22 protein-coding genes are annotated in these 26538 nt (G+C 54.9%); 8 read left to right on the top strand and 14 right to left on the bottom strand.

The annotated features are described in order from the left end of the window. Window positions 1-13 precede the first annotated feature (13 nt). Window positions 14-1651, bottom strand: a complete 1638-nt coding sequence (locus tag EDM60_RS06260; RefSeq protein WP_122963173.1) for a polysaccharide biosynthesis protein — start codon at window positions 1649-1651, stop codon at window positions 14-16. Window positions 1652-1839: 188 nt separating this feature from the next. Here EDM60_RS06260 and EDM60_RS06255 point away from each other — a divergent pair, with 188 nt between their 5' ends. Continuing rightward, on the top strand, window positions 1840-3216 hold the full coding sequence (locus EDM60_RS06255; RefSeq protein ID WP_122963172.1) for a phenylacetate--CoA ligase family protein: 1377 nt from the start codon (window positions 1840-1842) through the stop codon (window positions 3214-3216). Here the strand turns inward: EDM60_RS06255 and murJ are convergent. Beyond that, on the bottom strand, window positions 3191-4717 hold the full coding sequence (gene murJ, locus EDM60_RS06250; protein ID WP_122963171.1) for a murein biosynthesis integral membrane protein MurJ: 1527 nt from the start codon (window positions 4715-4717) through the stop codon (window positions 3191-3193). The two genes, EDM60_RS06255 and murJ, sit on opposite strands and share 26 nt — an antisense overlap. 248 nt (window positions 4718-4965) lie before the next feature. Between murJ and EDM60_RS06245 the strand changes: the two genes are divergently transcribed. The 3 genes from EDM60_RS06245 to EDM60_RS06235 are packed head-to-tail and all read left to right on the top strand — an operon-like array spanning window position 4966 to window position 8672. Next, window positions 4966-6228, top strand: coding sequence for an O-antigen ligase family protein (locus EDM60_RS06245; RefSeq protein WP_122963170.1), 1263 nt, complete (start codon window positions 4966-4968; stop codon window positions 6226-6228). Between the two features lie 4 nt (window positions 6229-6232). Then, window positions 6233-7861: a hypothetical protein gene (locus EDM60_RS06240; protein ID WP_122963169.1), complete on the top strand. Its 1629-nt coding sequence runs from the start codon at window positions 6233-6235 to the stop codon at window positions 7859-7861. After that, window positions 7854-8672, top strand: a complete 819-nt coding sequence (locus EDM60_RS06235; protein WP_122963168.1) for a hypothetical protein — start codon at window positions 7854-7856, stop codon at window positions 8670-8672. Before EDM60_RS06240 ends, EDM60_RS06235 begins: the two co-directional genes overlap by 8 nt. A gap of 133 nt (window positions 8673-8805) precedes the next feature. Here EDM60_RS06235 and EDM60_RS06230 read toward each other — a convergent pair whose 3' ends face one another. Beyond that, window positions 8806-9963 (bottom strand): MFS transporter, encoded by a 1158-nt coding sequence (locus EDM60_RS06230; protein ID WP_122963167.1) that lies wholly within the window; start codon window positions 9961-9963, stop codon window positions 8806-8808. 76 nt (window positions 9964-10039) lie between these two features. Beyond that, window positions 10040-11404 carry a glycosyltransferase family 4 protein gene (locus EDM60_RS06225; protein ID WP_122963166.1) on the bottom strand — a complete coding sequence of 455 codons (1365 nt, stop codon included), beginning with the start codon at window positions 11402-11404 and terminating at the stop codon, window positions 10040-10042. A gap of 154 nt (window positions 11405-11558) precedes the next feature. Between EDM60_RS06225 and EDM60_RS06220 the strand changes: the two genes are divergently transcribed. Beyond that, window positions 11559-12695, top strand: coding sequence for a glycosyltransferase (locus EDM60_RS06220; protein ID WP_122963165.1), 1137 nt, complete (start codon window positions 11559-11561; stop codon window positions 12693-12695). Window positions 12696-12857: 162 nt separating this feature from the next. Next, window positions 12858-13685: a M55 family metallopeptidase gene (locus tag EDM60_RS06215; protein WP_122963164.1), complete on the top strand. Its 828-nt coding sequence runs from the start codon at window positions 12858-12860 to the stop codon at window positions 13683-13685. A gap of 284 nt (window positions 13686-13969) precedes the next feature. Here EDM60_RS06215 and EDM60_RS06210 read toward each other — a convergent pair whose 3' ends face one another. The 5 genes from EDM60_RS06210 to EDM60_RS06190 all read right to left on the bottom strand — a co-directional run bounded on the left by EDM60_RS06210 (window position 13970) and on the right by EDM60_RS06190 (window position 19139). Then, entirely contained in the window at window positions 13970-14170 is a 201-nt protein-coding gene (locus EDM60_RS06210; RefSeq protein ID WP_063227221.1) for a cold-shock protein, read from the bottom strand. A 224-nt stretch (window positions 14171-14394) separates the two neighbouring features. After that, window positions 14395-15693, bottom strand: a complete 1299-nt coding sequence (locus EDM60_RS06205; RefSeq protein WP_122963163.1) for a nucleotide sugar dehydrogenase — start codon at window positions 15691-15693, stop codon at window positions 14395-14397. A gap of 298 nt (window positions 15694-15991) precedes the next feature. Beyond that, complete coding sequence (locus tag EDM60_RS06200; RefSeq protein ID WP_122963162.1) at window positions 15992-16309, bottom strand: 2Fe-2S iron-sulfur cluster-binding protein; 318 nt, start codon at window positions 16307-16309, stop codon at window positions 15992-15994. A gap of 41 nt (window positions 16310-16350) precedes the next feature. After that, complete coding sequence (locus EDM60_RS06195; RefSeq protein ID WP_122963161.1) at window positions 16351-16761, bottom strand: DUF350 domain-containing protein; 411 nt, start codon at window positions 16759-16761, stop codon at window positions 16351-16353. Between the two features lie 20 nt (window positions 16762-16781). Continuing rightward, window positions 16782-19139 (bottom strand): endonuclease MutS2, encoded by a 2358-nt coding sequence (locus EDM60_RS06190; RefSeq protein WP_122963160.1) that lies wholly within the window; start codon window positions 19137-19139, stop codon window positions 16782-16784. 197 nt (window positions 19140-19336) lie between these two features. Between EDM60_RS06190 and EDM60_RS06185 the strand changes: the two genes are divergently transcribed. Then, complete coding sequence (locus tag EDM60_RS06185) at window positions 19337-19711, top strand: phage holin family protein (RefSeq protein ID WP_063227226.1); 375 nt, start codon at window positions 19337-19339, stop codon at window positions 19709-19711. Between the two features lie 51 nt (window positions 19712-19762). On the opposite strand, the gene larB is transcribed toward EDM60_RS06185, so the two are convergent. The 5 genes from larB to pheS form a co-directional block, all read right to left on the bottom strand. Continuing rightward, a complete protein-coding gene (gene larB, locus EDM60_RS06180; protein WP_122963159.1) occupies window positions 19763-20533 on the bottom strand; it encodes a nickel pincer cofactor biosynthesis protein LarB in 771 nt (256 codons plus the stop codon). Continuing rightward, window positions 20526-21386 (bottom strand): ATP-dependent sacrificial sulfur transferase LarE, encoded by an 861-nt coding sequence (gene larE / locus EDM60_RS06175; protein ID WP_173598490.1) that lies wholly within the window; start codon window positions 21384-21386, stop codon window positions 20526-20528. Before larE ends, larB begins: the two co-directional genes overlap by 8 nt. Window positions 21387-21463: 77 nt before the next feature. Beyond that, the gene (gene zapA, locus EDM60_RS06170) at window positions 21464-21739 is read right to left on the bottom strand and encodes a cell division protein ZapA (RefSeq protein ID WP_063227229.1); all 276 of its coding nucleotides are present in this window, start codon (window positions 21737-21739) and stop codon (window positions 21464-21466) included. Between the two features lie 81 nt (window positions 21740-21820). Then, window positions 21821-24244: a phenylalanine--tRNA ligase subunit beta gene (gene pheT, locus EDM60_RS06165; protein WP_122963157.1), complete on the bottom strand. Its 2424-nt coding sequence runs from the start codon at window positions 24242-24244 to the stop codon at window positions 21821-21823. Between the two features lie 15 nt (window positions 24245-24259). Next, a complete protein-coding gene (pheS, locus tag EDM60_RS06160) occupies window positions 24260-25294 on the bottom strand; it encodes a phenylalanine--tRNA ligase subunit alpha (protein WP_122963156.1) in 1035 nt (344 codons plus the stop codon). 454 nt (window positions 25295-25748) lie between these two features. Here pheS and EDM60_RS06155 point away from each other — a divergent pair, with 454 nt between their 5' ends. After that, window positions 25749-26468 (top strand): DUF2225 domain-containing protein, encoded by a 720-nt coding sequence (locus EDM60_RS06155; RefSeq protein ID WP_122963155.1) that lies wholly within the window; start codon window positions 25749-25751, stop codon window positions 26466-26468. Window positions 26469-26538 lie beyond the last annotated feature (70 nt).

Raw genomic sequence — 26538 nt, 5'->3', positions numbered from 1 at the left:
GTGTCAGCCTGTCCTATTGCGCTTTGGAGGACGGCTGCTTTTTGCGTATGAGATTGATAAAAGCGCGCAGCTTGCCACCACCCGGCAGCCAGTCCAGCTCCTTGTCCTCGATGAGCGGGATGAGCAGCAGCAGTCCCAGATAGACGACCAGCCCAACGCCAACTCCCCCTACCGTTTCGATTGCCCCGAGCAGGCGCACTTTTTCCTTGCCGGCGAGCAGCAGCCCGACAGCTTCGGTCGTACCCCAGGCAAGCAGCAGCATCAGGTTGGCGACCAGAAGCGGATAGATCGTATCGAAGCGCCAATGGATCGGAACCTGTACAAGCTTCGCGATGACGCGCATGTTGAGAATGCAGACGAAGGCGGTCGCGCACAGCCAGGACAAAGACAGTCCATCCATGCCGAACAAGGACGTGAAGACGAGCGTAGCCGCGACTTTGACGATCACACCGTACAGCAGGTGGCGAGCCGGAATTTTCTCCTTGCCGATCCCTTGCAAGATGCCGTTTGTCGCCAGGAGCAGCGAGAGCGGGATCGCGCTGATGCCGAGAATCGCCATCGCCCGCGTCCCTTCCATATCCCCGTACAAGGCCAGATTGGCCCCTTCCGCCACAGCAGTAAGCCCCAGACCTGCCGGCAAGCCGATCAGCCAGGCAAAGCGCAGCGACAGCTTGGTCAAGGTCGTAACCCGCTCCGTGTCTTTTTGCCGCTTCGCTTCCGCAATCGCCGGAACGATGGACAGCGCGATCGATGAGCCGAACAGGCTGGCCATTTGCAAAAGCGGGCCGCCACGGCTGTAAATGCCAAACCACGTATCTGCCGTCAATCCGTCGACATTCCAGATGTAGCGAAAAATATTGATCGCCAAAAACGAATCCGTCAGGCTGAAAATCGGAATGACGAGGGCGCTCACGCAAATCGGCCAGGCAATGCGCCACATCGAGCCGAAAAACGCGCGGTCGTACCACCAGTCCAGACGCCCCCACTCCGCGTTCGTGAACACGGAGTTTTTCCGGTTATGCAGCCACATGAGCAGCGCCAGAAAACCGAGGCTGAGGAACGTGCTGATCATCGTCCCGAAATTGACTCCGGTGATCACCGTATCCGTGTCCTCGCCCAAGCGGACAAGGTACAGGGACGCTACGAGAATGAAGATCACCCGGAGCGTCTGCTCCACAATCTGCGACAGACCGACGTACAGCATCTTTTGATGTCCGTAAAAGAAGCCGCGAATCACGGCAATCAGCGGTACGAACAGCAGAGATAGCGAGATGGCGCGAATCGGCTCGATCAGATGCGGATTTCCCATCAGCTTCGCGATCAGCGGCGAGCTGGCATACAGCAGCGCGAACAAGACGATCCCGATTCCGCCCATCATCACCATGCTGCGGGCCAAAATTTGCCCGACAGAGCCTTGCTTGCCCTCCGCAAGCGCTTCGGCAATGACTCGCGACAACGCGACGGGCACGCCCGCCGTCGCCAGGATCAGAAAGGTCAGGTAGAGCGGATATACTTCCTGGTAAAGCCCAAGACCGTTATCCCCCACAATTTCCTGGAGAGGAATCCGGTAAAACATCCCGATTACTTTTGACAAAATTCCCGCGATGGCCAAGATCAGCGCCCCTGCGAGAAAATGACTTTTTTTCAACATTGGGTAACTCCTTTTTTGCGTCACTTTGACTTGGAAACTTGCAATCGCCATAAACCCACTCTCTATCCTACTATCAATTCCTCCATCCAGCAAACAGGTATATGGATGGAATTTGGCTGGAATACTGGTGAAAAACAGATTCCATTGACTTCTTCGAATCGTCTGATGGGAAGAGCAGGAGGAAAAGGATGGCTGTAACAGGATTTTGGATTCGCCAAGTACAGTGGCCTTTGATGGAGGTAGTAAAAGAAAACCGCACGCGTCCATACATGCAGGAGCTAAAGCTCGCCCAGCACTTGTCCAAGGACATGCTAGAATGGCGGCAGCGCGAGAAGCTTGTCAAACTGCTGGACCACGCTGTCCACAACGTCGCGGCTTACGAGCCATACCGCAGCACGTGGCGCGAGTACCGGGAAGCGCCTGAACGGTTTGTGCAAAAGCTGCCGATCCTCGACAAGACGCATTTTCGCCGCAATGCCGAGCAATATTTGAGCAAAAACATCCGCCCTGACAAGCTGATCGCCAATCGCACAGGCGGCTCCACGGGAGAACCGACCCGCTTCTACCTCGATCGCCCCACGGTCGAGCGCTACGAAGCGGCCCGTTGGCTCGGCCTGTCCTGGCACGGCATCCGTATCGGCGATCCGTGTGTCATGCTCTGGGGATCTCCGCTGGAGTTGAATCAACAGCAGGCGCGGACGTATCGCTTCAAGGAGCGCTGGCTGAAAAATCGGCTGCTGCTCTCCGCCTACGAGCTGGATGAACGCAGGCTCGATACCCAGCTCAAGCTGATCCGCCGCTTTCGTCCCGCTTATTTGTACGGTTACGCTTCCGCCTTGTACACACTCTCGCAAATGATGCTGGCCAGAGGTGTGACGTTAGGGATTCCGCTGAAAGCTGTCGTGTCTACCGCAGAAAGTCTGCACGAGCACCAGCGCCGCGCGCTGGAGGCTGCCTTTGCCGCTCCTGTCGTCAACGAATACGGCGCACGGGATGGCGGCATTATCGCGTACCAATGCCAGGCTGGCAACATGCACGCTTTTTCTGAAAACAGCTATTTGGAAGTCGTCGACCCGCTCACACGGATTCCTGTGTTCCCCGGAGTTCCCGGCGCCTTGCTCGTCACAGGCCTGCACAACACGTCCATGCCGCGATTGCGCTACCAGTTGGGCGATGTCGTCGCGCTCTCCGGAAAATCATGCCCGTGCCCTGTGTCGTTTCCGCTGTTGGAAACGATCGACGGCCGGGAAGACGACATGTTTATTTCGCAAAACGGCCAATATGTTCACGGCCACTACTTCAACCATATCGTCCGCAATCTGGACAGCTTCCGCACGTTTCAAATCGTGCAGCACGAGCCGCAGCGGCTAAGCCTCCGACTTGTGAAAGAGCCGGAACGCTTCCTGCCAGCCGACGAAGCAAGACTGCTCGCAGGGATTCGCTCGGCGCTCGGCGAGGTGAGCGTACAAGTCTCGTACGTGGAACACATCCCGCCGAGCAGCTCAGGCAAAGTTCGCTACGCCATCCGGGAATGCCCGCTTACGAGCGCCCTGCCGCCGGAGTAGAACGCTTCCGCACTTTTTGCAGCAGCTCCGATACGAGCGGTTCGCGCAGGACAGCCATCACGAGCACATAAATCAAAGCTCCGCCGCCAATTCCGATCGGCAAATACAGCCAGACGGACAAAAGCGACAGCCACGGATCGACGAGCACAATCGCGGCACCCATGATCGCGCAGGCCAAAAGTGTCTTCCCTGCGGTGGCAAGAAAGCTCGCCCGCACCGGACTGCCCACGGCTCGCCAAAGCAACAGAAACAGGAGCAGCGCCTGGCAGATGGCCGACACGGCATTTGCCAGCGCAATCCCGCCGTGTCCGAGCAACGGAATCAACAGCCAGTTGGCCAGCACGTATACGCCGATTCCGATAGCCCCGATGATGACGGGTGTCTTCGTGTTTTCCAGCGCGTAAAAGGCGCGAGTCAGCAAATCGCGGGCTGCCAGGAAATACAGCCCCAGCCCGTAAAACGGCAAGGCCCAGGCAGTCAGTGCGACAGAATGCTCGTCAAAAGCTCCCCGCTCAAAAGCGAGGCGGACGACCGGCTCTGCGTACAAGGCAAGACCAACCGTGACGGGCACGAGCAATATGAACAGATAGGCAAGTCCTTTTTGCAAGATTTGCTTCATCTCGGCCATCTCGCCGCGTTTGACGTGACTCGCCAACAGCGGGAACAGCGGCAAAGTAAACGCGCCTACAAAAATCGCCATCGGCATCTGCACGATCTGATTCGCATTGGCAAGCGCGGAGACTACGCCTGTCCCTACCCCTTCCGCAAAGCCTCTTTCCATAAATGTCGTCGCCTGTGCCACTACGGCGCCAATCAAAATCGGAATGACGCGCTCGCCCATCCCTTTTAACGAGGCATCCTCTCTCCAGGCAAGCGACACCCGATGCGTGTAGCCAAAGCTGCGCAAGGTAGGCAGCATCGTCAGCATCGCCGCCAAATAACCGATGCTTGTCGCAATCGCCAGGCCAACTGACCCGTAGATCGGAACGAGAATGTACATCCCGATGATGACCAAGGCTCCGTTCGCTACCGTGCCCAAAGTCGGCGTGAAAAAATGCTGGTGCGCATTGCACAAGCTCGACCACAATCCAGTCAAGCCGATAAAAATGGCGGAAGGCCACATCCACTGAAGCATCTCGGCTGTCAGTTCCAGCTTTTCCCCTGACAGGCCGAACATCGCTGCCAACTGATGGGAGAAAGCGACACCCAACAGCGCCAGCAGTGTGAATATTCCCAGAATGATCGCGAGCATTTTGTGGTACAGCTCGCTGGTCGGCTCTTTCTTTTCAAGCAAACCGCGCATCGTCGGAATCAGCACGGCATTGACTGCGCCGGGTACAACCAGAAACAGCGTCAAAGGGATCGTCGCTGCGATGTTAAACGCATCTGCCTCCATCCCTGTGCCGTACAGGTTGGAGACGTATACGCTGCGAAAAAATCCCAGCAGCCTTCCCACGAGCGTCAGCACGACGATCATGGAGGCAATTCTCAACAAACTCATGACCCAATTCTCCTATCCCTCGTTCAAAACAATGGTGTCCGTCGCATAGACAGCAATCGGGCACAGCCTGTTTTTCGTTCGTGAAAATTTCATAGAGCTTTTGCGAATCGCTCCAGCTCAAACACACCTGTTATCATATCTTATTTCTAGCTTTCCTACCAACCTCTTTCCCGCCAGCTTGCTTGCAGGTTGCCAGATTCATTATAATGGGTAGGTTAATCCCTGCCTGTAGGAGGACTACAAACAAAATGAGAGAAACCGTTGTGAAGTGGGGAAGCCAATCAACCACGTGGTTGTATCTGCTGTTGGCCTATCCGGTAATCGACTATGTCTTGCGAAAGATTCTACCGATTCCAGTCGTTTCGTCTTTTTGGGATGAAGCGTTGCTCATCATCTTGATGGTGTTTACGTTCGGCGCTTTTTTGCAAACGAACCGGACGATGCCTGGAATCAAACATTTGCTCAGCGCCTTCTTCGTCCTCGGCCTTGCCTTGATGGTAACGGACATGGCGAACTGGGAAGCCAGCGTGGAAGGATTCCGCTCTGTCTACCAGTACATCATCGCCTTTTTGATGGGCTTTTATTTGTTGAAGTCCGTTGAAGACCTGGACAAATTTATGAAGGTTCTCGCCCTGATCGGCTTTTTGGCCGCGCTCGTCGGCGTCATGCAGGTCGCCCTCGGCGTCAAAACGCCCGAATCATGGGTACAGGAAGGCGAAGCCATTACGACTCGCGCCTTTTCGTTCGTAACCAGTCCAAACGTGTTGGGCAGCTACATGGCTTTGATCGTACCAGTAGCGGCCGGACTGTTCGTCCAGTCGAAGGGGCTGTGGAAAAAAGGGCTGTGGGCCGTCGTCACTCTGGCGACACTTGCCGCGCTGCTTTTGACCGGATCGCGTGGAGCCTGGTTTGCGCTTGCGTTTGCGATGTTCATCTGCTTCTACATATGGAACAAACGAATTGCAGGCTATCTGGTGCTTGCAGGTGTCATCGGGCTTGTCGCTCTGTTTTTCGTGCCGGAGTCCGTTCCGATGGTTGGAACGATCAAAAACCGGATTTTCACGCTGTTCACACCTGAATACTTCGAGTCGAGCAGCCAGGGAGGCCGTGTAGGCCGCTGGGGCGAAGCGTATGACAAAATGCGCATCGAGCCGCTGTTCGGAGTCGGTCTCGGCCATCACGGCGGGGCAGTAGCCTCCCGACATTTTGGCACGATTTACTCCGACAGCTATTTCTTCAAAAGCTTGGCTGAGTACGGTCTGATCGGCATCATCCTCTGGATCGGTCTGGTCGTCTCCATGCTGAAATACGGAGCGGGACTGATTCGCAAGCTGATCGGATCGCCGCACTTTTTCACAGTGCTTGGCCTGTTTGGCGGGTTGATTGCGGTCGCGACGCACAACCTCGTGGAAAACATTTTCGAGGTGCCGTTCATGGCCCTCTATTTCTGGCTGTTTGGCGGCTTCCTCTGCGCTTTGTACGTCGACCAAACACAAAACAAAAGGTGGTGAACCCATGCGCCGCAATCCTATTCTCTCTACAATAAGCTGGGCGCTGTACGCCATTGCCCTGTTTTTGATTTACCATCTGCTCGTCAAGCCTGCGTTCCTTGACCTGAGCTGGATCGCTTTGCTGATTTTCTTGCCGCTGCTCGCGTTTTGCTACTACGTGATTCACCCATCGGAGCGGCGACAGGTGCTTGTGTTCACCGTCGGCTTTTTGCTGCTGGACCGCGCCTTGACCCGCGTCGACGTGAAAACGACGGCTGCTCTGCTCATTGGCGGCGCTGTCGCCATCATCGTGATTGCCCTGCTCGTCAAATGGTACGGCCGTTTGAGCTGGCGCGCTGTCGCTCCGCTCGTCCTGATCGCGGTGCTGGCCAATGTCACGTTCAACCGCTACACGTTGCCGGCACTCAGCCACTTTACCGTTCAGTACGAATCAAGCCGGATGTACAACGGCGACTGGGTAGACTACTTCCCGATGACCTTGTACGACGTCGATGGCGACGGAAAAATGGAGATTGTCACCTACGGCAATGCCGAAGAACTACCGCTGCCGGAAAAGGTCGAGAAGCCGGAAACAGAAGAAGAGAAAAAAGCAATGGCGGAAAAGCTGCGCCATTTGCAGGCGGAACCTGTGTCGCTCTATGTGATGTCCTGGAAAGACGGCCAAATAGTCCGGATGAAAAACGACCAGATTCCAGCCGAAACGATGGAGCGGATCAAGGAAAACTTGCCAACAGACTACCCTGGCTTCCCGTATTACACGATGAAAGACGACAAGCTCGTTCCAAACGTGCAGAGACAGCCATACTCGGAAGCCATGATGCAAGCCGGTACGACGGCACACCGCGCTTTTGTGCTCGATCTGAACAACATCGCCAACATGCTTGAGACAAACAAAGGCAGCATGGACGTGCGCCATGAGCTGGGAAGCAAATTCAAAGACTTGCATATTACAAACGGCATGCTGACAGGCACATACGAAGGCAAGCCATTTGGCGGCTCTACCAAAGCAACCAAGTTGCTGACCACCATGAACTTGCCTGATGGCCGTGAAGGGCTGATCGTCATTGGCGAGCATTTGAGCGTGCTGGCTGTTGAGCCGGACGGCACACTCACCGAAGCTTATCAATTGACCCGCAAGCAGGCCGAGCTTGCCACCGGAGAGTTCATTCCGGCTGACATCGACCACGACAAGGTGGACGAGCTGCTCGTAGCTGGCAGACCTTCGTACATTTTGAAACCGAAAGCGGATGGCACCTGGGACATTCTCTGGGCCAGCGACGAAAAGGACAAGAGCTTCCGCTTCTCCAACTTCGCTGCGGTCGGCACCGACCAGACGCCCGAGATCGTCGCCAAAGCGCGCAGCTGGATCAGCACGACCGATGCACGCTATCTCTCCGGCTACGACTATACGCCAGAGGGCTTGAAGGAAAACTGGCGCATTTACTTGCCGCTGATCAACGTCCAGATCGGAGATATCGACGGCGACAAGCAAAACGAGATCGTCGCTTCGCTGGAAAATTCGCATCGCATTCTCGTGTTCAAGCAGCACAACATTCCGGTATTCGCGTTGACCATCGCCCTGTTTGCCGGTCTGCTCGTATACGGGGTTGTAAGGAGGGGTCGCCATGCGTAAACGCACAAAAGCATGGGCATTGCTCGCTGCCATCTGCACGGCTTCCATGCTCGGCGGTTGCACGTACGAGTCGGGAACGAAAGCTTTTACCACTACCAACTTCGATACGAAGCCTGAGCAGACGACGACCGCGCAGACCGAATCGGCCGCAGAATGGCTGAAAACCGCTTTGGAAAAAGGAAAAACGGAAAAAGACGCGCAAGCTTTCTGGTACAAAGGATACGTAATCAACCGGATTCTCTCCCGCTCCACGACAAGCATGTTCGACGGAGCCGTCCTCACCGACAAAGGCTACAATGTCGGCACGCGCATCGCGGCACAGCCGTACACGTACTACCGGATCGGCGACAAACGCTACATCCGTTCCAACGACTACTGGGTGACTGCTCCGGACGAGCCGCTGGAATTTGACGTACTGAAAGGCTTCGAGGACTGGCTGCCTTTCATGGATCGGGCTGTGCAGCTTCCGGATGAAAAAGCGATTGGCGTCGTCTCCGTGCCGTTCCAAGTCAAAATGACTGGTGCCGAGTGGCTGGCGAAAAGTCAAAGCCCGCTGTTTGAGCCGCTGAAAAAGCTGGTCGGCGATCGCCCTGACCTCGAATACATTTTGAAAGAATCGACCATCAAAGCGACATTCTGGTTCGGCAAGGAAGACCGGCTGATTCATCAGTACGAGACGTGGATCATCCTGCCGTTGCCGGAAGCCGGGACGATGGACCAGCAAGTGAAGTTCAACCTGTACAAGTACGGCGATACAGGCGGCATCAACATCAAGGAACCGGAAGAAGTGGAGAAATACTTGCTCTACTAGAAAGCCCGGCTCCCGTCAAACGGCTAAAGGCCCATGACCACTTGCGGCCACGTCCGCTTTTAGCCAAAACAACGAAGCGTTTGGCACAGAAAAAGAGCCTGCTGCGAAGAAATTTCGCGGCAGGCTCTTTCGTTTACATTCCCGCACCACCCACTGAGCTTTTCGAGCTTGCCAGCATCAGGCTGTAGACGAAGGCAACTGCCGAGCATATGCCCATCGCCCAATAAAGCGCAGCGCCCCCGCTTTGCTGAAACAGCCAGCCGCCCAGCAGCGAACCGATGATGCCCGATATGCCGAAAAACAAAACGGCCAATACGGTTTGTCCGGTCGCTCTCCATTCTTCCGGGATGATTTTGTACAAGTATTGAATCGTCGCGGTGTAAAAAATGACGAACGTGACGCCTTGCGTCAGTTGCAAGTAGACCACCCATTCCGGTGAAGGAGCCAGCGCACACAGCACGTAGCGAATGGCGTACAGCGCCGATGCGAGCATAATCAGCCTGATTTCGCTCCAGCGGGCCAAAATCCGCGCACTGATCGCGAAAAACGCCACTTCGCTCACCGCTGCCAAAAACCACGCCTGCCCGACATCTCCGGTCGTGCCTCCCAAGCTTTGCACGTACACGCCGAGAAAGCTGTCATTCGTCCGGTGCGGAGTCGCTGCGATCAGCACGAGGAGAAAGAATCGCTGCGTCTTCGGATAGAGGAAAAATCGCTTTAGCTCCGGCCAGGACAACGGTTTGCTGCTCGCCGGAGCATCCTTCATCGCCAACGCGCACAAATAGGCAAGCACGCCGTAGCCGACAAACAGCCAGACAAGCTGTTCCATCCCCAATCGGTCGAGCGTCCAGCCGATGAACAAAGACGCTGTAGCGTAGCCGACTGCGCCAAATGTGCGAATGGAGCCAAAGCTTGTGCGATGCTGCTCAGCCATCCGATAGTTGAGACTCTCTGTCAAAGGATCGGTCGGCAACAGGAAAAAATACATGGCGCCTACGAGCAAAAACAACGCGAAAAACGGAGTCGTCGTAAACAACGCAATTCCTGAAACGATGGATAAGCCCAGCGTGACGAGAATGACCCGCTTGATCGTTTTCGTCCGGTCGCTGACCATCCCCCAAAACGGCTGCGACAAAATGCCGATAAAGGAGCCTGCTCCAATCAACACGCCGATTTGTGCCGGCGTAACACCGCGAAAGCTCAAGTAAACTGGTAAAAACGAAATAAAAATCGACAGCAAGGAAAAGTAAAAGAAATTGTACGCCCGCAAACTAAGCAAAGATGTATTCACGTTCCACCTCGTTTTTGTCCCAGAATGAAAAATAGCCCCGCAGCCTGTTCCTGGCTCCCGGGGCATGGGGTCAACGTTATCTGGTCAGCAGCTCATTCATCAGGTCGGCCAACTGTCTTGCCTGCTCGCGGCGCTCGTACGGCTTGACTCGCTCGGCAAAGTCCGCTCCGCGCTCTGCCTCGCCTTTTGCCTGACTGCTGTTTTCCTTCCATTCCCGATACAGCTTCCAATAAGCTTCTTTGATCGCATCCTTCTGTTCCGGATCGGCTACTTGGCCGAGACGGAAATTCTCGATAATCTCCGTCGCCTCTCCCGCCTTGTTCAAGGCGAGTATCGGATTGCCGATGCCCATGTACTCGTAGAGCTTGCCCGGGATGTACGCCCCGGCATCACTCGACACATCCCCGATCAGCAAAAGGGCGTCGGCGCTTTTCATCAATCCGAGCGCTTCCTTGTGCGGCAAATTTCCCAAGACGCGCACGATGTCGCCCAGTTCGAGCGCCTTCACGCAGTCCCGGTTCTCCGAATAGCCGGGATAGTCAAACACGCCTGCAAAGCTGAGCATCAGCTCTTGCCTGTCCACCTTGCCTTCGTCGATCAGCTCGCGGATTGCTTGCAAGAGCAGCCGCGGATTGCGCTTTTGATACAAAATGCCCGCATAGACAGCGTGGAATTTGCCGGGAGCCGCGTGACTTGGAGCAAGCCCTTGGAAATCGCCCTGATCGAAGCCGTTGTAGATCAGCTCCATCCGCTTGATTCGCTCCTGGTGCTTCTTGCGGAAGTTTTCGGCAAAAGTCGCCGTTACCGTCGTAATCGCATCCGCTTTTGCCATTACTCGCGCTTCCATCCGCTCTTCCAGACGTTCGCGCCACGGAATACCCGAAGTGTGCATGTTTTGCGTCCACGGATCGCGGAAGTCTGCCACCCATTTGCAGCCAAATTCGTCGGCAAGCTTTTCGGCAATCAGATGGTTGGTAACAGGCCCGGAGGTGGAGAAAATCACGTCGATTTTTTCCTGACGCATGATTTCCCGCCCGAGCTTGAGCGCATTGGGCAGCCAAAGAATTTGATCGTCCGGGATCAACAAGTACGGCTTGACCTTTTTCAGGACGTTCACGATCTGCTTTTTGACCTGCGCTTTCAACGATGGACGCGCGCCGGTGTTTGCCACGGCAGTCGAGCCGCTCCCGCTTGCCGCAGCAGCTTGTCCTCTGCCCGGCAACAGCTTCCACTCTTTCGCCCGATGAATGCTGACGTCAGCCGGAAGCTGGGTCAAAAGCGTTGGATCAAGCGTTGCATGGTAAGTCGGATCGACGGTAAGCACGTGCACGTTCCAGCCGAACTCCCCCAAATATTTGGCCATTTTCAGCGGCCGCGGCACCCCTCCGCCCCCGATGGGAGGAAAAATGTAGCATATGATCAAAACGTTATGCGCCTTCATGTATGTAACCGTCCTTCTCGTTTTTACGTTTTCCATCCTAAACGATACCACAAGTGCTGTCTTATTGCGAATCTATCAGCCATCTGCTATAGTGAGAATGGCTTTGGTTAAACCTTCGACAGAGGTTTTCTTACTAAGATTCGGGTGAAATTACATGAGCAAACTACGAGTCCTCCACGTGATTGGCGGGGGGGAATTTGGCGGTGCGGAACAACATATTCTCAATCTGGTCTCCACGTTTCCTGCGGAAGAAGTCGACGTTGCTGTCGTCTGCTTCTACGATTCGCTCTTTGCCAAAAAGCTGAGGGAAGCTGGCATCAACGTGATTGCGTTAAACCAGTTCGGGCGATTTGACATTCGTCTGCTACAAGCTTTGCGGCAGACTTTTCTTTCGTTTGGTCCAGCGATCATCCATACGCACGGAGTGAAAGCCAACTTTTTTTCCCGGCTTGCCGCGCTTGGCATGAATGTACCGCTGTTGACTACGGTGCACAGTGCGCTGCGCTTCGACTATGCGGGCACGCTGGCGTACGCGATTGTCAGCCTGATGGAACGGAGCACGCGCCACTGGAATCGGCATTACATCGCTGTCAGCGGCGCCATTGCCGACGATTTGCGCGCGCAGGGCGTGAAAAATTCCCAGCTCAGCGTCATCTACAACGGCATGGACTTGTCTCCTTATCAGCAAGATATGCTGCGTGAAGCGGACCGCAAACGTTTTCGCGCGGAATGGAACGTGCCTGAGGACGCCTTTATGTTCGGAACCGTAGCGCGATTTGTTCCGGTCAAAGGACTGCCGATCCTGCTCGACGCCTTCCATACTTTTGCACAGAACAACGGCAATGACGCTTATTTGGTCATGATCGGCGATGGCCCGGAACGTCCACTGCTGGAAGCAAAGGCGCAAGAGTTGGGCCTCGTGGATCGCGTCCGGTTCGCCGGGTTTCGTCAGGACATCCCTTCCTGCTTGCATGCGATTGATGGTTTTGTTCATTCTTCCTTGTATGAAGGGCTGGGCTACACGCTCATCGAAGCGATGGCCTCCAAGGTGCCTGTCGTCGCCAGCAATGTCGGCGGCGTGAAAGAGTTCGTCTTCCAGGAGCGCACAGGCTTGCTCGTCGAGCCAAACGATCCTGCCGCTCTGTCCAAAGCGATGGAGCGAATCTGGACCGAGCCTGCACTGCGGGAGACATTGGTGCAAAACGCCCTGGAAAAAGTCGAGGCAACCTTCACCATCCAGCAGATGACCGCTGACATTTTGACGCTTTATCGCAAGCTGTTGAACAACTGAAAGCACGGATGCCCTGCACAGGCGCTTCCCGTGCTTTTTTGGCTGCAACCTGAAAGTAAAAACTGTTTGAAGAATCTGTATTCATGGTTGCCTCCAGAGGGACAATCTGGTTACATAGAACTGGGACGATTTTGAATCGCACGCGAAAGGATGAAACCAAACATGAAACTTTTTCTCTCCGTAGATATGGAAGGCATTTCCGGCATCGTAGACACCAGCTACATCAATCCTGATTCGGGTGTGAACTACCAGCGCGGCCGTCAGTTCATGACGGACGATGCGAATGCCGTCATCGAAGCGGCCCTCGCCAGCGGCGTGACGGAAATCGTCGTCGCGGACAGCCACAACACGATGAACAACATTTTGTGGGAAAAGCTGCACCCGAAAGCTCGTCTGCTCGCTGGCTCCCCTCGCGACTGCTCCATGATGCAAGGTTTGGACGCAAGCTTTGATGCCGCCATGTTCATCGGCTACCACACCCGTCAAGGGGTTCCTGGCGTGCTCAGCCACACCATGTCTGGTGTCGTCCGCAATTTGTACATCAACGGACGAGTCGTAGGCGAATTTGGCTTTAACGCTGCTGTAGCAGGCTTGTACAACGTTCCGGTCGTCATGGTGTCCGGCGACAATCTCATTGCCAAAGAAGCGGCTGAGCTGATTCCTGGCATTCATACCGCCATCGTCAAGGAAGCGGTATCGCGCACAGCTGCTATCTGTCTGTCGCGTGAAGAAGCGTCTGCTGCCTTGCAGGAGCAAACGAAGCTCGCTTTGGGCAACATCTCCTCGATTGCTCCGTTCATCAACACCACCCCGCTGGAGATGGCGATGGAATTTTCCCATGCCGGCCAAGCGGAAATGGCAGCGATTGTTCCTGGCACCCGCTACGAGACGGCGACAAATACTGTCTATTACAGCACGGAAGACCCGCAAGATTTGTACAAAACGATGCGAGCCATGCTGAACCTCGCTTCCGAAGCAGAATTTTTCTAGGAAGCGGCACTCGTCCATCAGACGCACAAAAAGGCAGGGCAATCACGCCGTGCCTTTTTTGCCTGAGCGCTGTGCTCATTTTGCGCTTAAACTTCGGCTGCGCTTTCGCTTTTGTCCCCTGGCTGTTTCGCATCCCGCTGTTGGACGCCTTGGAGCCGGGGCCAGTGGACAAAGCGTGTGGGACAGATGACACTGCCTCGCAAAAAAAGGCGAATGCCAGCACAAACGTTACGCGCACAAAAAAAACAGACTCAGCAACTGAGTCTGTTTGTCGTTTTTGGCTTTTACAGCTTCCGAACGTTTGTCGCTTGAGGGCCGCGTTGACCGTTTTCCACGTCAAACTCTACTTCCTGTCCCTCATCCAAGGATTTGTACCCGTCTCCTTGAATCGCGGAGAAGTGAACGAATACGTCATCTGCCCCATCTCTCTCGATAAAACCGAAACCTTTTTCGCTGTTGAACCATTTTACTCTACCACGTTCCATTTTTGCCTCCTAGCATGTATCACTTACATGACATTGAAATATGATCTTACCTGGTTACTATTGCCATAAAAACGGGGAGTTATACGTGAAAACAGCGAAACGCAAAATCGGTTTCTCCTGTACGTGCTGACAGGCGCGATTCTCGCGTAAAAAACCTCCGCAAACGCTGCATGTGACGCTTTGCGGAGGCTTCCCTTGTGGAATGCTGTTCGCGTATTTATTTGTTAAATGCGGACAACCGTCGCTTTGCTGACCGAATCGAGCGGAATGCGGTTTTTCGTGTCAAACAGGATCGGCGAGTCAGCCATTTTTTCTGCTACCTCATCCCAGTTCACTTCGGCAAATTCTTTTTGCACCGCCGTCAAATACAGGGCATCAGCGCCGCGCACGGCTGCTTCCAGAGAGTCTGCCTTGTGCTCGTACGCAGTCGGAACAGCCGGGTCATACGAGCGAACTTCGACGCCTTTGGCGAGCAACAGCTTGATCAGGTCATGCACCGGGCTGACGCGGTCGTCGTTGGAGAAATCTTTCATCGCCAAGCCCAAGACAGCTACACGGCTTCCTGCGAGTGACTTGCCTTTTTGCTTCAACGCTTTTTCCAGCATGCCGATCAGCACTTCCGGCACAGCGTCGTTCGTGAGGCGCGCCTGCTGCAAAATCGGCAGGGACACTTCCAGCTCGCGCGCTTTCGGTTGCAGGTAGTACAGGGCGTTTGGCAGGCAGAAGCCGCCTACACCCGGTCCTGGGGTCAACAGGTTCACACGCGTGTGCGTATTGGCGACCTTGATCAGTTCAAACGTATCGATCCCGAACGCCTCGGCAAAACGGGCAAACTCCTGCACCATGGCGATATTCACGTCACGCTGGATGTTTTCGATCACTTTGGCTGTTTCCACGACGCGGATATCCGAGATAGTAATGTCCGTTTCGCTGATGACGGACAGCAGCTCTTTGCCTTTTTCGGCACTGATCTCGTTGATCCCGCCGAGCACGAGCGGCATGTGGATGAACTCTTCAAAAGCTCGTCCCTCCGCAATTCGCTCGGAGCAATACGTGAGGTAGAAATCGACGCCTGCGACCAGACCGCTCGCCTCTTCGAGAATCGGCAAAATCACTTCTTCTGTCGTTCCCGGGACGACCGTGCTTCTGATCATGATCGTATCGCCTTTTTTCAGCACGCCCCCAAGCGTTTGGGCACAGTTTTTCAACGGGCCGAGGTCCGGGTCGCCGTTATGCACTGGCAAACCGGCTGTCACGATATAATGATCGACTTCCGCAGCCGCTTCCTCGTAGGAGGTCGTAGCGCGGAACCGCTTCGCTTCTATTTGTTCTTTCAAAATTTCCGGCAAAGTCTTCCCTTGATAGGACTCCAGGTGGTGGGAGTGACCCGCATTAATTTCATCGACGACGTGAGGCAGGACGTCAATGCCGACAACGTTTGCTCCTTTCATGGCATAAGTAAGAGCAAGCGGCAAGCCGACAAACCCTAATCCCACTACAGCTACGCGTACAGGCTGAGTCATTGCGTATCTCCTCTTTCACGTTCTCTAAGGTAAGGTCCGGGTGACCAAACAGTCACGCGGCCAACTTGCAAAACTGCTTACGACAGATAGTAAATGCCCGCAGCGATAAAAAGCACGCACAATCCTATGAGGACCTTGTACAACGTCTCCAAGGCTGCTCCTCCCCATGTTTCAAATTGTAGGCTCGGCCCTGTCCAAGAGGGCATGGGACCGCACCCGATTGGGAAAAAAGTGCGGAACTCTCTGCCAAATCCTAATTATACTCTCGATTGAAATATCGTTCAACCAGGGTTTCTTTTCAAGCAGAGCCGGAACTGTCCAAAAAAACGGTCAACGGCCCGCTCACGTAAACCTGACAAGCAAGCCGATACCCTTTTTGCGCTGCGTCCCCCAGACGGTATTGCTCTGTCGCAGAAGGAGCGGGAGCAGAATCTGCGGGAATATTTGCTCTGACCATACAAGTCCGGCACTTTCCGGTGGTACAGAAAAAATCGATCGGCATCTGCGCGCGCACCAGCGCCATGAGCAAATTTTCCCCATCTGCCATGGCAATGCTGTGCTGCCTGCCATTTTCCCAGGCGATCCCTGCAAACTGCTGTGGCCGTTTGTCTTCCACACCGCTTCCCTCCTTCGCCGCGTCGAAAGCACGACTGCGCTCTACCTGGACAGGCTGACTCCGATAATATAAGAAAAGCCGATGGACAGGACCATCGCAATAAAGCCGATCGCCCTGTTGTCATTGGCTATTTCCTGATCCACCTTGAACGAAGGGGTCATAAATTCAAAAATGAAGTACGCGACCAATAGCAGGCAAAATCCGAATGTGCCCCAGATCAGCGCTTGCCCCAAAGAAAGATTCGCCTGAATCGAATAGCGGAAAATGTTGGCGATCCCGAAAATTTTTCCGCCTGTTGCCATCGCGACGGCCATGTTTCCACGTTTCAGCTCTGCCCATACGTGATAACGCGTCACGAGTTCGAAGACGACCAAAAACAAAATCATCGCGAGTCCCGTAACGGTAAAGTAAGCGGCAGTTGCAAAATATGGATTGTGCATAAGGCCTGCCATGGAATCTCCTCCCGACATCTCTATTTCAGTTCGGCTATCGTAGCGCCAACGCCGCCCTCACCTTGACCGCCGAGGCGGAAGGACTTGACGTTGCGGTGGCTGCGCAAGTATTCGTGTACTCCTTTGCGCAAGACGCCTGTGCCATGCCCGTGAATGATCGATACGGAGTGCAGTCCGCCCAAAAGCGCATCGTCTAGGAACTGATCCATCTCCCGAATGGCATCCTCGACGTTATATCCGCGCAAGTCGAGGTCCATTTTGATGCTGGCTGTCCGGCGATTGACCGATGTGTACGGAGCAGCCTGCGGCTTTTGCGTGATCGAGTTTTGCACATTCATGTCATCGCGTCTGACTTTCATCTTCATGATGCCGATCTGCACGAGAAACTCGTCGTTATTCACTTTTTCCAGCACAGTTCCTTTTTGTCCGAAACTGGTGACCATGACTTCGTCGCCCACCTTGATCTGGGTGGCGCGAACGGCTCTGGCCGGCTTCTTCACTTTTTCCTTTTCCAGCTCAAGCACTGCGTTGCCGAGCCGCTTTTTCGCCTCGATCAGGCGGTGTTCCTTGATCTCGACGCCATCGTCGCGCATCTCGCGCAGTTCGCGAATGATCGTCTCCGCCTCTTCTTTGGCCAGTTGGACAGCGATCCGCGCTTCTTCTTCGGCGCGTTCCATCAGCTTGTTTTTCTCTTCGGCAAAACGGGCGCGCTCTTCATCGAGCTGGCGACGCAGTTCTTCCGCTTCGCGGCGCAAGGAGGCGGCTGCATTTCTGTCCGCTTCTGCCGATTTGCGGTTGCGTTCAAGGGAAGCAATCATGCTTTCCACCTGGTTGTCTTCCTCGCTGATCGAGCCGCGAGCGACTTCGATGATCGCTTCCGGCAGCCCCAATCGTCTGGCAATGGCAAAAGCGTTGGACCGCCCTGGCACGCCGACGAGCAAACGGTAAGTCGGGCGCAAAGTCTGCACATCGAACTCCACGCTGGCGTTGATCACTTCCGGTCTGTCGTACGCATACGCCTTCAGCTCGCTGTAGTGGGTCGTGGCCACCATCCGCGCGCCGGAGTCAATCACATGGTCGATAATCGACATGGCGAGCGCAGCCCCTTCTGTCGGGTCTGTACCCGCTCCCAGCTCATCGAACAGCACCAAACTTTTCTCATCCATTTTTTCCAGAATGGAGATGATATTGGTCATATGACTGGAAAAGGTGGAAAGGCTCTGCTCGATGGACTGCTCATCCCCGATATCGGCAAAGACGGAGGAGAACACCGTCATTTCGCTCTCTTCCTCTGCCGGGATATGCAGCCCCGACATCGCCATCAGCGACAACAGCCCGATCGTTTTCAACGAAACGGTTTTACCGCCCGTGTTCGGACCAGTCACGACAATCGCCTGATACTCTCCACCCAGCTCGACGTCGACGGGAACGACGACTTCTCGCGGGATCAGCGGATGCCGCGCTTTTCTCATCTGCAAATAACCGCGGTCGTTCAGTTTGGGACAGACTGCCTTCATGCTCCAGGCGAGCTGTGCCTTGGCAAACAGGAAGTCAAGCTCAGTCAGCGCATCGACATTTTCGCTCAGAGCTTCCACCGCAAAGGAGACTTGCTCGGTCAAAATGTACAAAATGCGCTCAACCTCGCGCTCTTCACGCAAGCGCAGTTCGCGCAACTTGTTGTTCATCGACACGATCACTTCCGGCTCGATGAACAAAGTGGCACCTGACGCAGACTGGTCGTGGACAATCCCGCCAAAGACGTGGCGGTATTCCTGCTTCACCGGAATGACGAAGCGATCGCCGCGGATGGTTACGATGTTTTCCATCAACATTTTTTGATACGAGGAGGAGCGCGTCATCTGATCCAGCTTCTCACGGATGCGCGATTCCACCTGCCTGATTTCCTGACGAACCTGACGCAGCTCGACGCTGGCACTGTCCAGCACATCGCCGTTTTCATCGATGCAGCGGCGAATTTCCATTTCCAGCTCGCGCAAGCCCTCGATGCGCTCTGCCTGTAGCTGAAGCAGCGGCAAGTCATGGTCCTGGCACATATCCAGCAAGAAATTTTTCAAGCGACGGCCAGCCATGATCGTGCTGGCAATGTCCAAAAGCTCCAGCGGGGCCAGCATCGCATTCAGCCTGGCTCGTTGGACGGAGCTTCTGATGTCGCGAATGCCTCCCAATGGGGCGCTGCCTTTCAAGCGGAGTACCGTAGCAGCTTCCTGCGTTCCTTGCTGGGCGATTTTGACCTCGTCCAGTTGAACGAACGGCGTCAGCTCTGCTGCTTTTTCTTTTCCATATGTGCAAGATGCCTTGTCAACTAACAGGGCGATAATTTTATCGTATTCCAAAGTTTTTAAGACCCGTTGTTCCACTGTATCCTCCTTATTTCATCAGCGGCGACCGTCGGACTGCGCGGATGAGTACCACGGTCTGAACCTTCAATCACTACGATTTCCTCATTATATCACGCCAGCGGTTTGAAGGATAATTTTACACGCCTCCTGCTTGGCATAGTTCCGCCTGGAAAGAGCCAGAATGAAAAAGAACCAATCCAAAAGGAGGAGTATCCATGACGATCATGCGCCATCTCGTCCGCTTTGTCGTCGCTGCCGTCGTCCTGATGTTCGTCGGATTTCTGGTTCCCGGATTTTCCGTTAGCAGCTTCTGGACAGCATTTCTTGCCGCTGTTGTAATTGCCCTGTTGGGCTGGGTTGTGGAAGCCATGTTCGGAGACCGCATTTCCCCGTACAACCGCGGAATCATCGGCTTTCTAGTCAGTGCAGTCGTGATCTATCTGACTCAGTTCATCGTTTCCGGTTTCCATGTCACGGTCATCGGAGCGCTTTTGGCTTCTCTTGTGATCGGGATCATCGACCTGTTCATTCCGATCAAGACTCACATGGACATGCGCAATGGCGATGCCGGAAACCGCCAGGAAACGTAAGAGAGCTTTTCGTGAAAAGAGCCAACCCGTTACGCGCGGGCTGGCTCTTTTTCAGCTTGTTCCGTCATCTATGGCACTTGCGGCAGACTGGCGATGGATCATACCAGCCAGGTAGCCCGCGCCGAAACCGTTGTCGATATTGACGACCGCTACGCCGTTGGCACAGGAGTTGAGCATGGTCAAAAGCGCCGAGACACCGCCAAAGCTGGCCCCGTATCCGACGCTGGTGGGCACGGCGATGACCGGCTTGTCGACGAGTCCAGCCACTACGCTGGCGAGCGCTCCCTCCATCCCTGCGACACAGACGATGACGCTTGCCGACCTGATTTCCTCCAGACGCTGAAACAGGCGATGAATGCCCGCGACGCCGACATCGACGATAACCCGGGCTTCGCTGCCAAAGCAGCGCGCGGTCCAGGCCGCTTCCTGCGCCACCTGCCAGTCCGACGTTCCGGCTGCCACGACGGCAACGTAGCCATCCCGTTGCGGCACCAGCGGCTCGTGTGTGGACAACAGCAAGCGCGCTTCTGCGATGTACTGGACATCCGGCCAGCTCTCCCGAACTGCGCGTGCCTGCTGCTCACTCACCCGGGTAACCAAAACAAGCTTTTGATGCTCGCGCAGCTTTTCCATGATTCCGAGCAGCTGGCTTGCGCTTTTCCCCTCCCCGTAGACGACTTCCGGGAAGCCTGTTCGCTCCGAGCGAGCCAGATCGAGCGTCGCATAGTCCAGGCGGCTGATGCCGCGAAGCTGCTCTTCGCCTTGCTCCACGCTGAGCTGTCCAGCGGCTACCTTTTGCAAAATGTTTTTGAGATCATCCATGCTTGGCCTTCACTTCCGTTTCCAGTACAGCGTTCATGCTCCCGGTCTGATATCCGAACAAATCGAGGGTGACGTACGAAAAACCGATTTCCTGCAACGCTTTGTGGATGTCGGCATGGTGGGCAAGCAGCCGCTCAAACTCTTGCGGACTGACTTCGATTCGCGCAATCGTGTCGTGGTGCCGGACTCTGACCTGGTGAAAGCCGAGGCTGAGCAAAAACCCTTCCGCCCGATCCACCTGGTCGATTTTTTCCAGCGTAATCGAGGAGCCGTAGGGAATCCTGGAAGAGAGACAGGCAAAAGACGGCTTGTTCCACGTAGACAGTCCCATTTCTTTGGAGAGCGCGCGGATGTCTTCCTTATAAAATCCGGCTTCCTGAAGCGGGCTGCGCACCCCTCGCTGGGCTGCGGCTATACGGCCCGGGCGGTAATCGCCGCGATCGTCCATGTTCGCTCCGTCGCAAATGACGGCTTTCCACTCGTTTGCCTCCGCCAGCTTGCCGAGGTGCTCGTACAGGCCGTCTTTGCAATAAAAACAACGATTGGGCGGATTGGACACAAAATTCGGATTTTCCATTTCGCGAATTTCCGTCGTGACAAACCGTGCGCCAAGCTTGGCGGCCAGAAACTTCGCCGCTTCAAACTCGCGCGTGGGAAACGTCTCCGAAGCCGCCGTCACGGCAATCGCCTGCTCGCCTAGCTCCTCAATCGCTCTCGCCAACAAAAAAGTGCTGTCCACTCCCCCGGAAAACGCCACCAGAACCGTTCCCATCTCGCGCAGGACAGCTCCCAGCCTGTCGTTCTTTTCCGCCAGCGTCCACCCTTCGCTGCCTGTTGCCATACGTTTATCCATCTCCACAAGCTGCCCCTCCTTTGTGTCCAAGCTTTTGCCGCACAATGCGAAAAGAGAGGCCGCAGCCCCTCTTTCCCTTAATCTATCGGCTTTTCATTTGCATCTTCCTGAAGGATCTTCAGCAGTTCTTCGTACTCTTGACGCAAGCGGAAGTATTCATCCGCGATGTTCACCGCAGAGAGTACGGCAATTTTAGCCGTGTCCAATCGATGGTTGCCGTTCGCGATTTCGTTCATCTTGTCATCAACGAAACCGGCCACCATGCGTATGTGATTGACACTTGCCTTGCCACTGAGCCGGTATTGTTGGCCGAAGATATCCACCGTCAAACGATTTTTCCCATCACCTTGCACGAGGGGTTCCTCCCTACTGCGACCTTTGCTCTACTGTATCCTTTTTAGGTTACTGAAAATGTCAGAGTTCGTCAAGCCATGTTACATGCGCAGTTCGGCACCCGTCTTGTTTTTCAGCGCTTCGACAACAGCCGTTGTCACTTGCTGAATCTCTTCATCTTGCAGCGTGCGCTCCGCGTTACGGAACACGAGGGCAAACGCCATGCTCTTCTTGTCCTGCGCAATCCGCTCGCCAGTGTACACGTCAAACAGTGTCAATGATTCCAGCAGATCGCCCGCCGCTTCGCGAATCGTCGCTTCCAGCGCTCCTGCTGGCACACTGCGATCGACAACCAGCGCCAGATCGCGCGTCACAGCCGGGAACTTCGGCAGTTGGCTGTAGTGGCCCGCATCTGCTGCTGCCTCAATCAGCTCGGCTACATCGAACTGGAACACGTAAGTCTCAGACAAGTCGTACGCTTTTTCCGTACCTGGATGCACTTGCCCCAGATAGCCGAGGCGCTTGTCATTGACCCATACTTCCGCTGTGCGGCCTGGATGCATGCCAGCAATGTCCGCCGCTGCCTTGTACTCGGCTGTGCGGATTCCCAGACGAGCCAGGAGCGAATCGACGATCCCTTTGACCTGATAAAAGTCTACAGGCTGTTTCGCGCCCATCCAGTTTTGCGACAGCAACTGCCCTGTCAGCGCACCTGCCACATACAGGCGCTCCTCTGGAAGCTGCGTCAGCTCTTCTTCCGCAGACAAGAACACGCGGCCAAGTTCAAAGATGGCGACGTCGTGATTTTGGCGATTTTTATTGTACGCCACTGTCTCCAAAAGGCTTGGAACGAGGCTTGTGCGCAGCGTGCTGTGCTCCTCGCTCATCGGCATCAGCAAGGATACCGGATTGACTTTATGCTGGTGGAGTCCTGCTACTGCCTCTACGCGATCCGGGTGCACGAGCGCATAAGAGATCGCTTCGTTCAATCCGGTTCCGATCAGGTGGTGGCGGATCGTCCGGCGCAGTTTTTGCTCATTGGTCAGCTGGCCTTGCGTAGTCGTGCCAGTCGGCAAGCTGGTCGGGATGTTGTCGTAGCCGTACAGGCGAGCCACTTCTTCCACCAAATCCTCAGGTAGCGTAATGTCGCCACGGCGGGTTGGGACTGTTACCGTCCAGTTGTCTTCTGCCACGGCAAACGGGAATTGCAGACGCTCGAAAATCGGAGAGACGTCTGCGGCCGACAGGCTCGTTCCGAGATGCTGGTTGATTTTGGCGAGAGTCACCGAGACAACCGCTGGTTTCGCTTCGCTCACGACAGCGGAACGGATGCCTTTGGATACGGTTGCACCAGACAGTTGCTGGATCAGGGCAGCAGCTCGCTCCCCGGCTTCCTGCACGCGCGCCTGGTCGACTCCTTTTTCCCAACGGACGCAGCCTTCTGTGCGCATACCCAGCGTACGAGCGGTGCGGCGTACAGTCTGCGGCGTGAACCAAGCGGCTTCGAGGATGATTTCACTCGTTTCATTCGTGATCTCGGAGTTGGCTCCGCCCATCACCCCTGCGATCGCCAAGCCTTTTGCCGGGTCGGTGATCAGCAAAGTTTGCGCATCCAGCTCGCGCTCTTGATCATCAAGCGTAACCAGCTTCTCCCCTTCTTCCGCCAGGCGAACGACAATCGTGCGATCCTGGACTTGTGTCGCATCAAACGCATGCAGCGGCTGTCCGTATTCGAGCAAAACGTAGTTGGTTACGTCCACGACGTTGTTGATCGGACGAACGCCCGCTGCCATCAGGCGGTTTTTCATCCATTGCGGAGAAGTGGCGATCTTCGCGTTGGTGAAGTGGCGGCCATGGTACTGATAGCATTCGTTTTCGGCTGCGATCGACACTTGCAGCGGGTTGTCTCCGCCATTTTCCGTCAGCTCGATCTGCGGCAGTACCACTTCTTTGCCCAAAATAGCGGCTACTTCGTAAGCAACACCGAGCATGCTCAGGCAGTCGGAGCGGTTTGGCGTCAAGCCAAGCTCCAGCACGTAGTCGTCCAGACCGAGGTAGGAGATCGCATCCATGCCGATTTCCGCATCCTCAGGCAGCACCATGATGCCTTCTTGCTGATCTTTTGCCAGCAGCTTGTCGTTTAGGCCCAGCTCTTTTGCCGAGCAGATCATGCCTTGCGATTCCACGCCGCGCAGCTTGGAGCGCTTGATGTTCAGACCGCCAGGCAATTTCGCGCCAATCAGGGCCACGAGCACCTTTTGTCCTTTGTCTACGTTTGGAGCGCCGCAGACGATTTGCAAATCTTCTCCTTGCCCTGCATCGACGACGCATACGTTCAGGCGGTCAGCGTCAGGGTGCTTGCTGCGTTCTTTTACATAGCCGATGACGACACCGGAAACACCCGCGTTGCGGGATTCTACCGCATCTACTTCAATCCCGCTGCGAGTCAGCTTTTCAGCCAGCTCGTGGGGCGTCATTCCACTCAGATCGACGTACTCGGATAACCATTGGTATGATACCTTCATCTTTGCCTCTCCTCTCTAGCCTCGGTTGAACTGACGCAAGAAACGCACGTCGTTGGTATAGAAATGGCGGATGTCCTCCACCCCGTATTTGAGCATAGCGATTCGCTCTACACCCATTCCAAACGCAAATCCGCTGACTTCCTCCGGATTGTACCCTGCCATTTCCAGCACGCGCGGATGCACCATGCCAGAACCCAAAATCTCGATCCAGCCTGTCTGTTTGCACACCCGGCAACCGTGGCCGCCGCAGTTGAAGCATTGCAAGTCTACCTCTGCGCTCGGCTCCGTGAACGGGAAGAAGCTTGGGCGCAGACGAATTTGCTGATCGGCGCCGAACATTTGGCGGGCAAAGGTCAAAAGGATTCCTTTCAGGTCGCTCATTCCGATGCCTTTATCGACAACCAGTCCCTCGATTTGCGTGAATTGGTGGGAATGGGTCGCGTCGTCGTCATCGCGGCGATACACTTTTCCGGGACAGATGATTTTTACCGGAGTCTTGCCTTCTTTTTTCAGCATCGTGCGCGCCTGCACCGGGGAAGTATGGGTGCGCATCAAAATCTCGTCGGTCACGTAAAACGTATCCTGCATGTCGCGGGCCGGATGACCTTTCGGCAGGTTGAGCATCTCGAAGTTGAAATGATCCAACTCGACCTCAGGACCCTCAGCTACTTCAAAGCCCAGTCCGACGAAAATGTCTTCGATCTCCTCGATGATGCGGGAGAGCGGGTGCATCGTTCCGGCAGGCACCGGACGTCCTGGCAAAGTCACGTCGACCGTCTGCGAGGACAGCTTCGCATTCAGTGCCGCCTCTTCAATCGCTTGCTGCTTGCCGGAAAAAGCAGCCTCCAGCGCTTCTCTCACTTCATTCACGAGTTGCCCTACCACCGGGCGCTCTTCAGGAGACAGGCTGCCCATGCCGCGCAGAAGCTCTGTCAGCTCGCCCTTTTTCCCCAGGTATTTGACGCGCAAATCCTGAAGTTGTGCAGCTTCCGTCACCTGGCTGATTTGCCCCAGTGCGGACTCCTTCATTTCTTGCAACCGAGTTTGCACTTCGAATCGCTCCTTTTTTCTGTTGATAAAAAAAGAAAAACCCGCCCCAAAAAGGGACGAGTTACTTTTTTCTCGCGGTACCACCCTTGTTAGACAGATTGCTCGCTTGTGACAAAACCGTGACATTATCACTAACTGCGAGCAAGACTTCTGCCTCACTTCAGTTCATTGGTAACGGGAATGACCCGGCTGCTCCTACTGCGCCAATGCGGTTCAGAGTGCGGCTACGGAGTGAATTCGGCAGCTATCGTGCTAAAGATGCTCGCAGTCTGTGGCATCTTCTCCCTGAAAAACAGATAGGACCTGCGTACTAGTCTCCGTCATCGCTTTGCGTTATAATCAAGATGTAGGAAAATTATAGCGCAACAAGAGCTAACTTTCAATTCTACAAATGTTACATACTCACTTGCTTGCCCTAGATCGATTTTCGCGAATCTGAAAGGGGACTTTTGACATGATCGATAAGGTTTCGGCCCTCTATGATAAAACCAATGTCTGTCGGCACTGCGAAGCAGCCTTCTCCACCAAGCGAGTCAGAAGCGGAACTCTTACCATGATTCACCGCGACAGCGACTTCTATACCACTTTCAAGGAGCAGTCCTTGAATCCGATATTGTACACCGTAAATGTATGCCCGACATGCGGCTTTGCTTTTACCGACCAGTTCACAACCAAGCTTGCTCCATGGCAAAAGCAGGCGGTCGCTGAGCATATCTCTTCAAAGTGGCAAACAAAAGACTTCGGCTCGATTCGCAAGGTGCCGGAAGCGATTGTCAGCTACAAGCTGGCGATTTACGCCGCTGAGTTGACAGACCAGCCGCACTCGGTGAAAGCCGGCCTGTACTTGCGGCTTGCCTGGCTGTACCGTTACCAGAACAACCTCCCGGAAGAACTGCGCTTCATCGCGATGGCAGTAGACGAGTACGAAGAGTCGTACATTCACTCCGACTATACGCGCGGCGACAAGGACATGTCTGAAGTGCGCCTTCTGTACCTCATCGGCGAGCTGTACCGCCGCCTGGAAAAATTCGATCTCGCCATCAAGTATTTCGGCAAGGCACTCGCTTTCCGCAATCACACGATCGAAAGCGGCATCATTCGCATGGCGCAAGATCAATGGCAGCTGGCGCGCGAGGAATTTAAAGAGAAAAAAAGCGAGCAAAAAATCGGCTGACATGCAGCATGCAGGTATTTCAACTTTGTTGGAATGCCTTTTTTATTGGCTGCGTGAGTGAAAAAGGGCA

This window comes from Brevibacillus parabrevis (assembly GCF_003710905.1).
GTDB lineage: Bacteria > Bacillota > Bacilli > Brevibacillales > Brevibacillaceae > Brevibacillus > Brevibacillus parabrevis.
Note: the sequence above shows the minus strand (reverse complement) of the source record. Positions and strands in the feature narration are given on the sequence as shown.

What these genes read in the sequence shown, in the direction of transcription:
- EDM60_RS06220 (WP_122963165.1), top strand. Translation starts at nt 11,559, where the DNA reads ATGAGCAAACTACGAGTCCTCCACGTGATTGGCGGGGGGGAATTTGGC.
- EDM60_RS06255 (WP_122963172.1), top strand. Translation starts at nt 1,840, where the DNA reads ATGGCTGTAACAGGATTTTGGATTCGCCAAGTACAGTGGCCTTTGATG.
- pheT (WP_122963157.1), bottom strand. Translation starts at nt 24,244, where the DNA reads ATGAAGGTATCATACCAATGGTTATCCGAGTACGTCGATCTGAGTGGA.
- EDM60_RS06235 (WP_122963168.1), top strand. Translation starts at nt 7,854, where the DNA reads ATGCGTAAACGCACAAAAGCATGGGCATTGCTCGCTGCCATCTGCACG.
- EDM60_RS06245 (WP_122963170.1), top strand. Translation starts at nt 4,966, where the DNA reads ATGAGAGAAACCGTTGTGAAGTGGGGAAGCCAATCAACCACGTGGTTG.
- EDM60_RS06240 (WP_122963169.1), top strand. Translation starts at nt 6,233, where the DNA reads ATGCGCCGCAATCCTATTCTCTCTACAATAAGCTGGGCGCTGTACGCC.
- EDM60_RS06185 (WP_063227226.1), top strand. Translation starts at nt 19,337, where the DNA reads ATGACGATCATGCGCCATCTCGTCCGCTTTGTCGTCGCTGCCGTCGTC.
- EDM60_RS06215 (WP_122963164.1), top strand. Translation starts at nt 12,858, where the DNA reads ATGAAACTTTTTCTCTCCGTAGATATGGAAGGCATTTCCGGCATCGTA.
- EDM60_RS06205 (WP_122963163.1), bottom strand. Translation starts at nt 15,693, where the DNA reads ATGACTCAGCCTGTACGCGTAGCTGTAGTGGGATTAGGGTTTGTCGGC.
- EDM60_RS06225 (WP_122963166.1), bottom strand. Translation starts at nt 11,404, where the DNA reads ATGAAGGCGCATAACGTTTTGATCATATGCTACATTTTTCCTCCCATC.
- EDM60_RS06210 (WP_063227221.1), bottom strand. Translation starts at nt 14,170, where the DNA reads ATGGAACGTGGTAGAGTAAAATGGTTCAACAGCGAAAAAGGTTTCGGT.
- EDM60_RS06260 (WP_122963173.1), bottom strand. Translation starts at nt 1,651, where the DNA reads ATGTTGAAAAAAAGTCATTTTCTCGCAGGGGCGCTGATCTTGGCCATC.
- larE (WP_173598490.1), bottom strand. Translation starts at nt 21,386, where the DNA reads ATGGATAAACGTATGGCAACAGGCAGCGAAGGGTGGACGCTGGCGGAA.
- murJ (WP_122963171.1), bottom strand. Translation starts at nt 4,717, where the DNA reads ATGAGTTTGTTGAGAATTGCCTCCATGATCGTCGTGCTGACGCTCGTG.
- EDM60_RS06155 (WP_122963155.1), top strand. Translation starts at nt 25,749, where the DNA reads ATGATCGATAAGGTTTCGGCCCTCTATGATAAAACCAATGTCTGTCGG.
- EDM60_RS06195 (WP_122963161.1), bottom strand. Translation starts at nt 16,761, where the DNA reads ATGGCAGGCCTTATGCACAATCCATATTTTGCAACTGCCGCTTACTTT.
- larB (WP_122963159.1), bottom strand. Translation starts at nt 20,533, where the DNA reads ATGGATGATCTCAAAAACATTTTGCAAAAGGTAGCCGCTGGACAGCTC.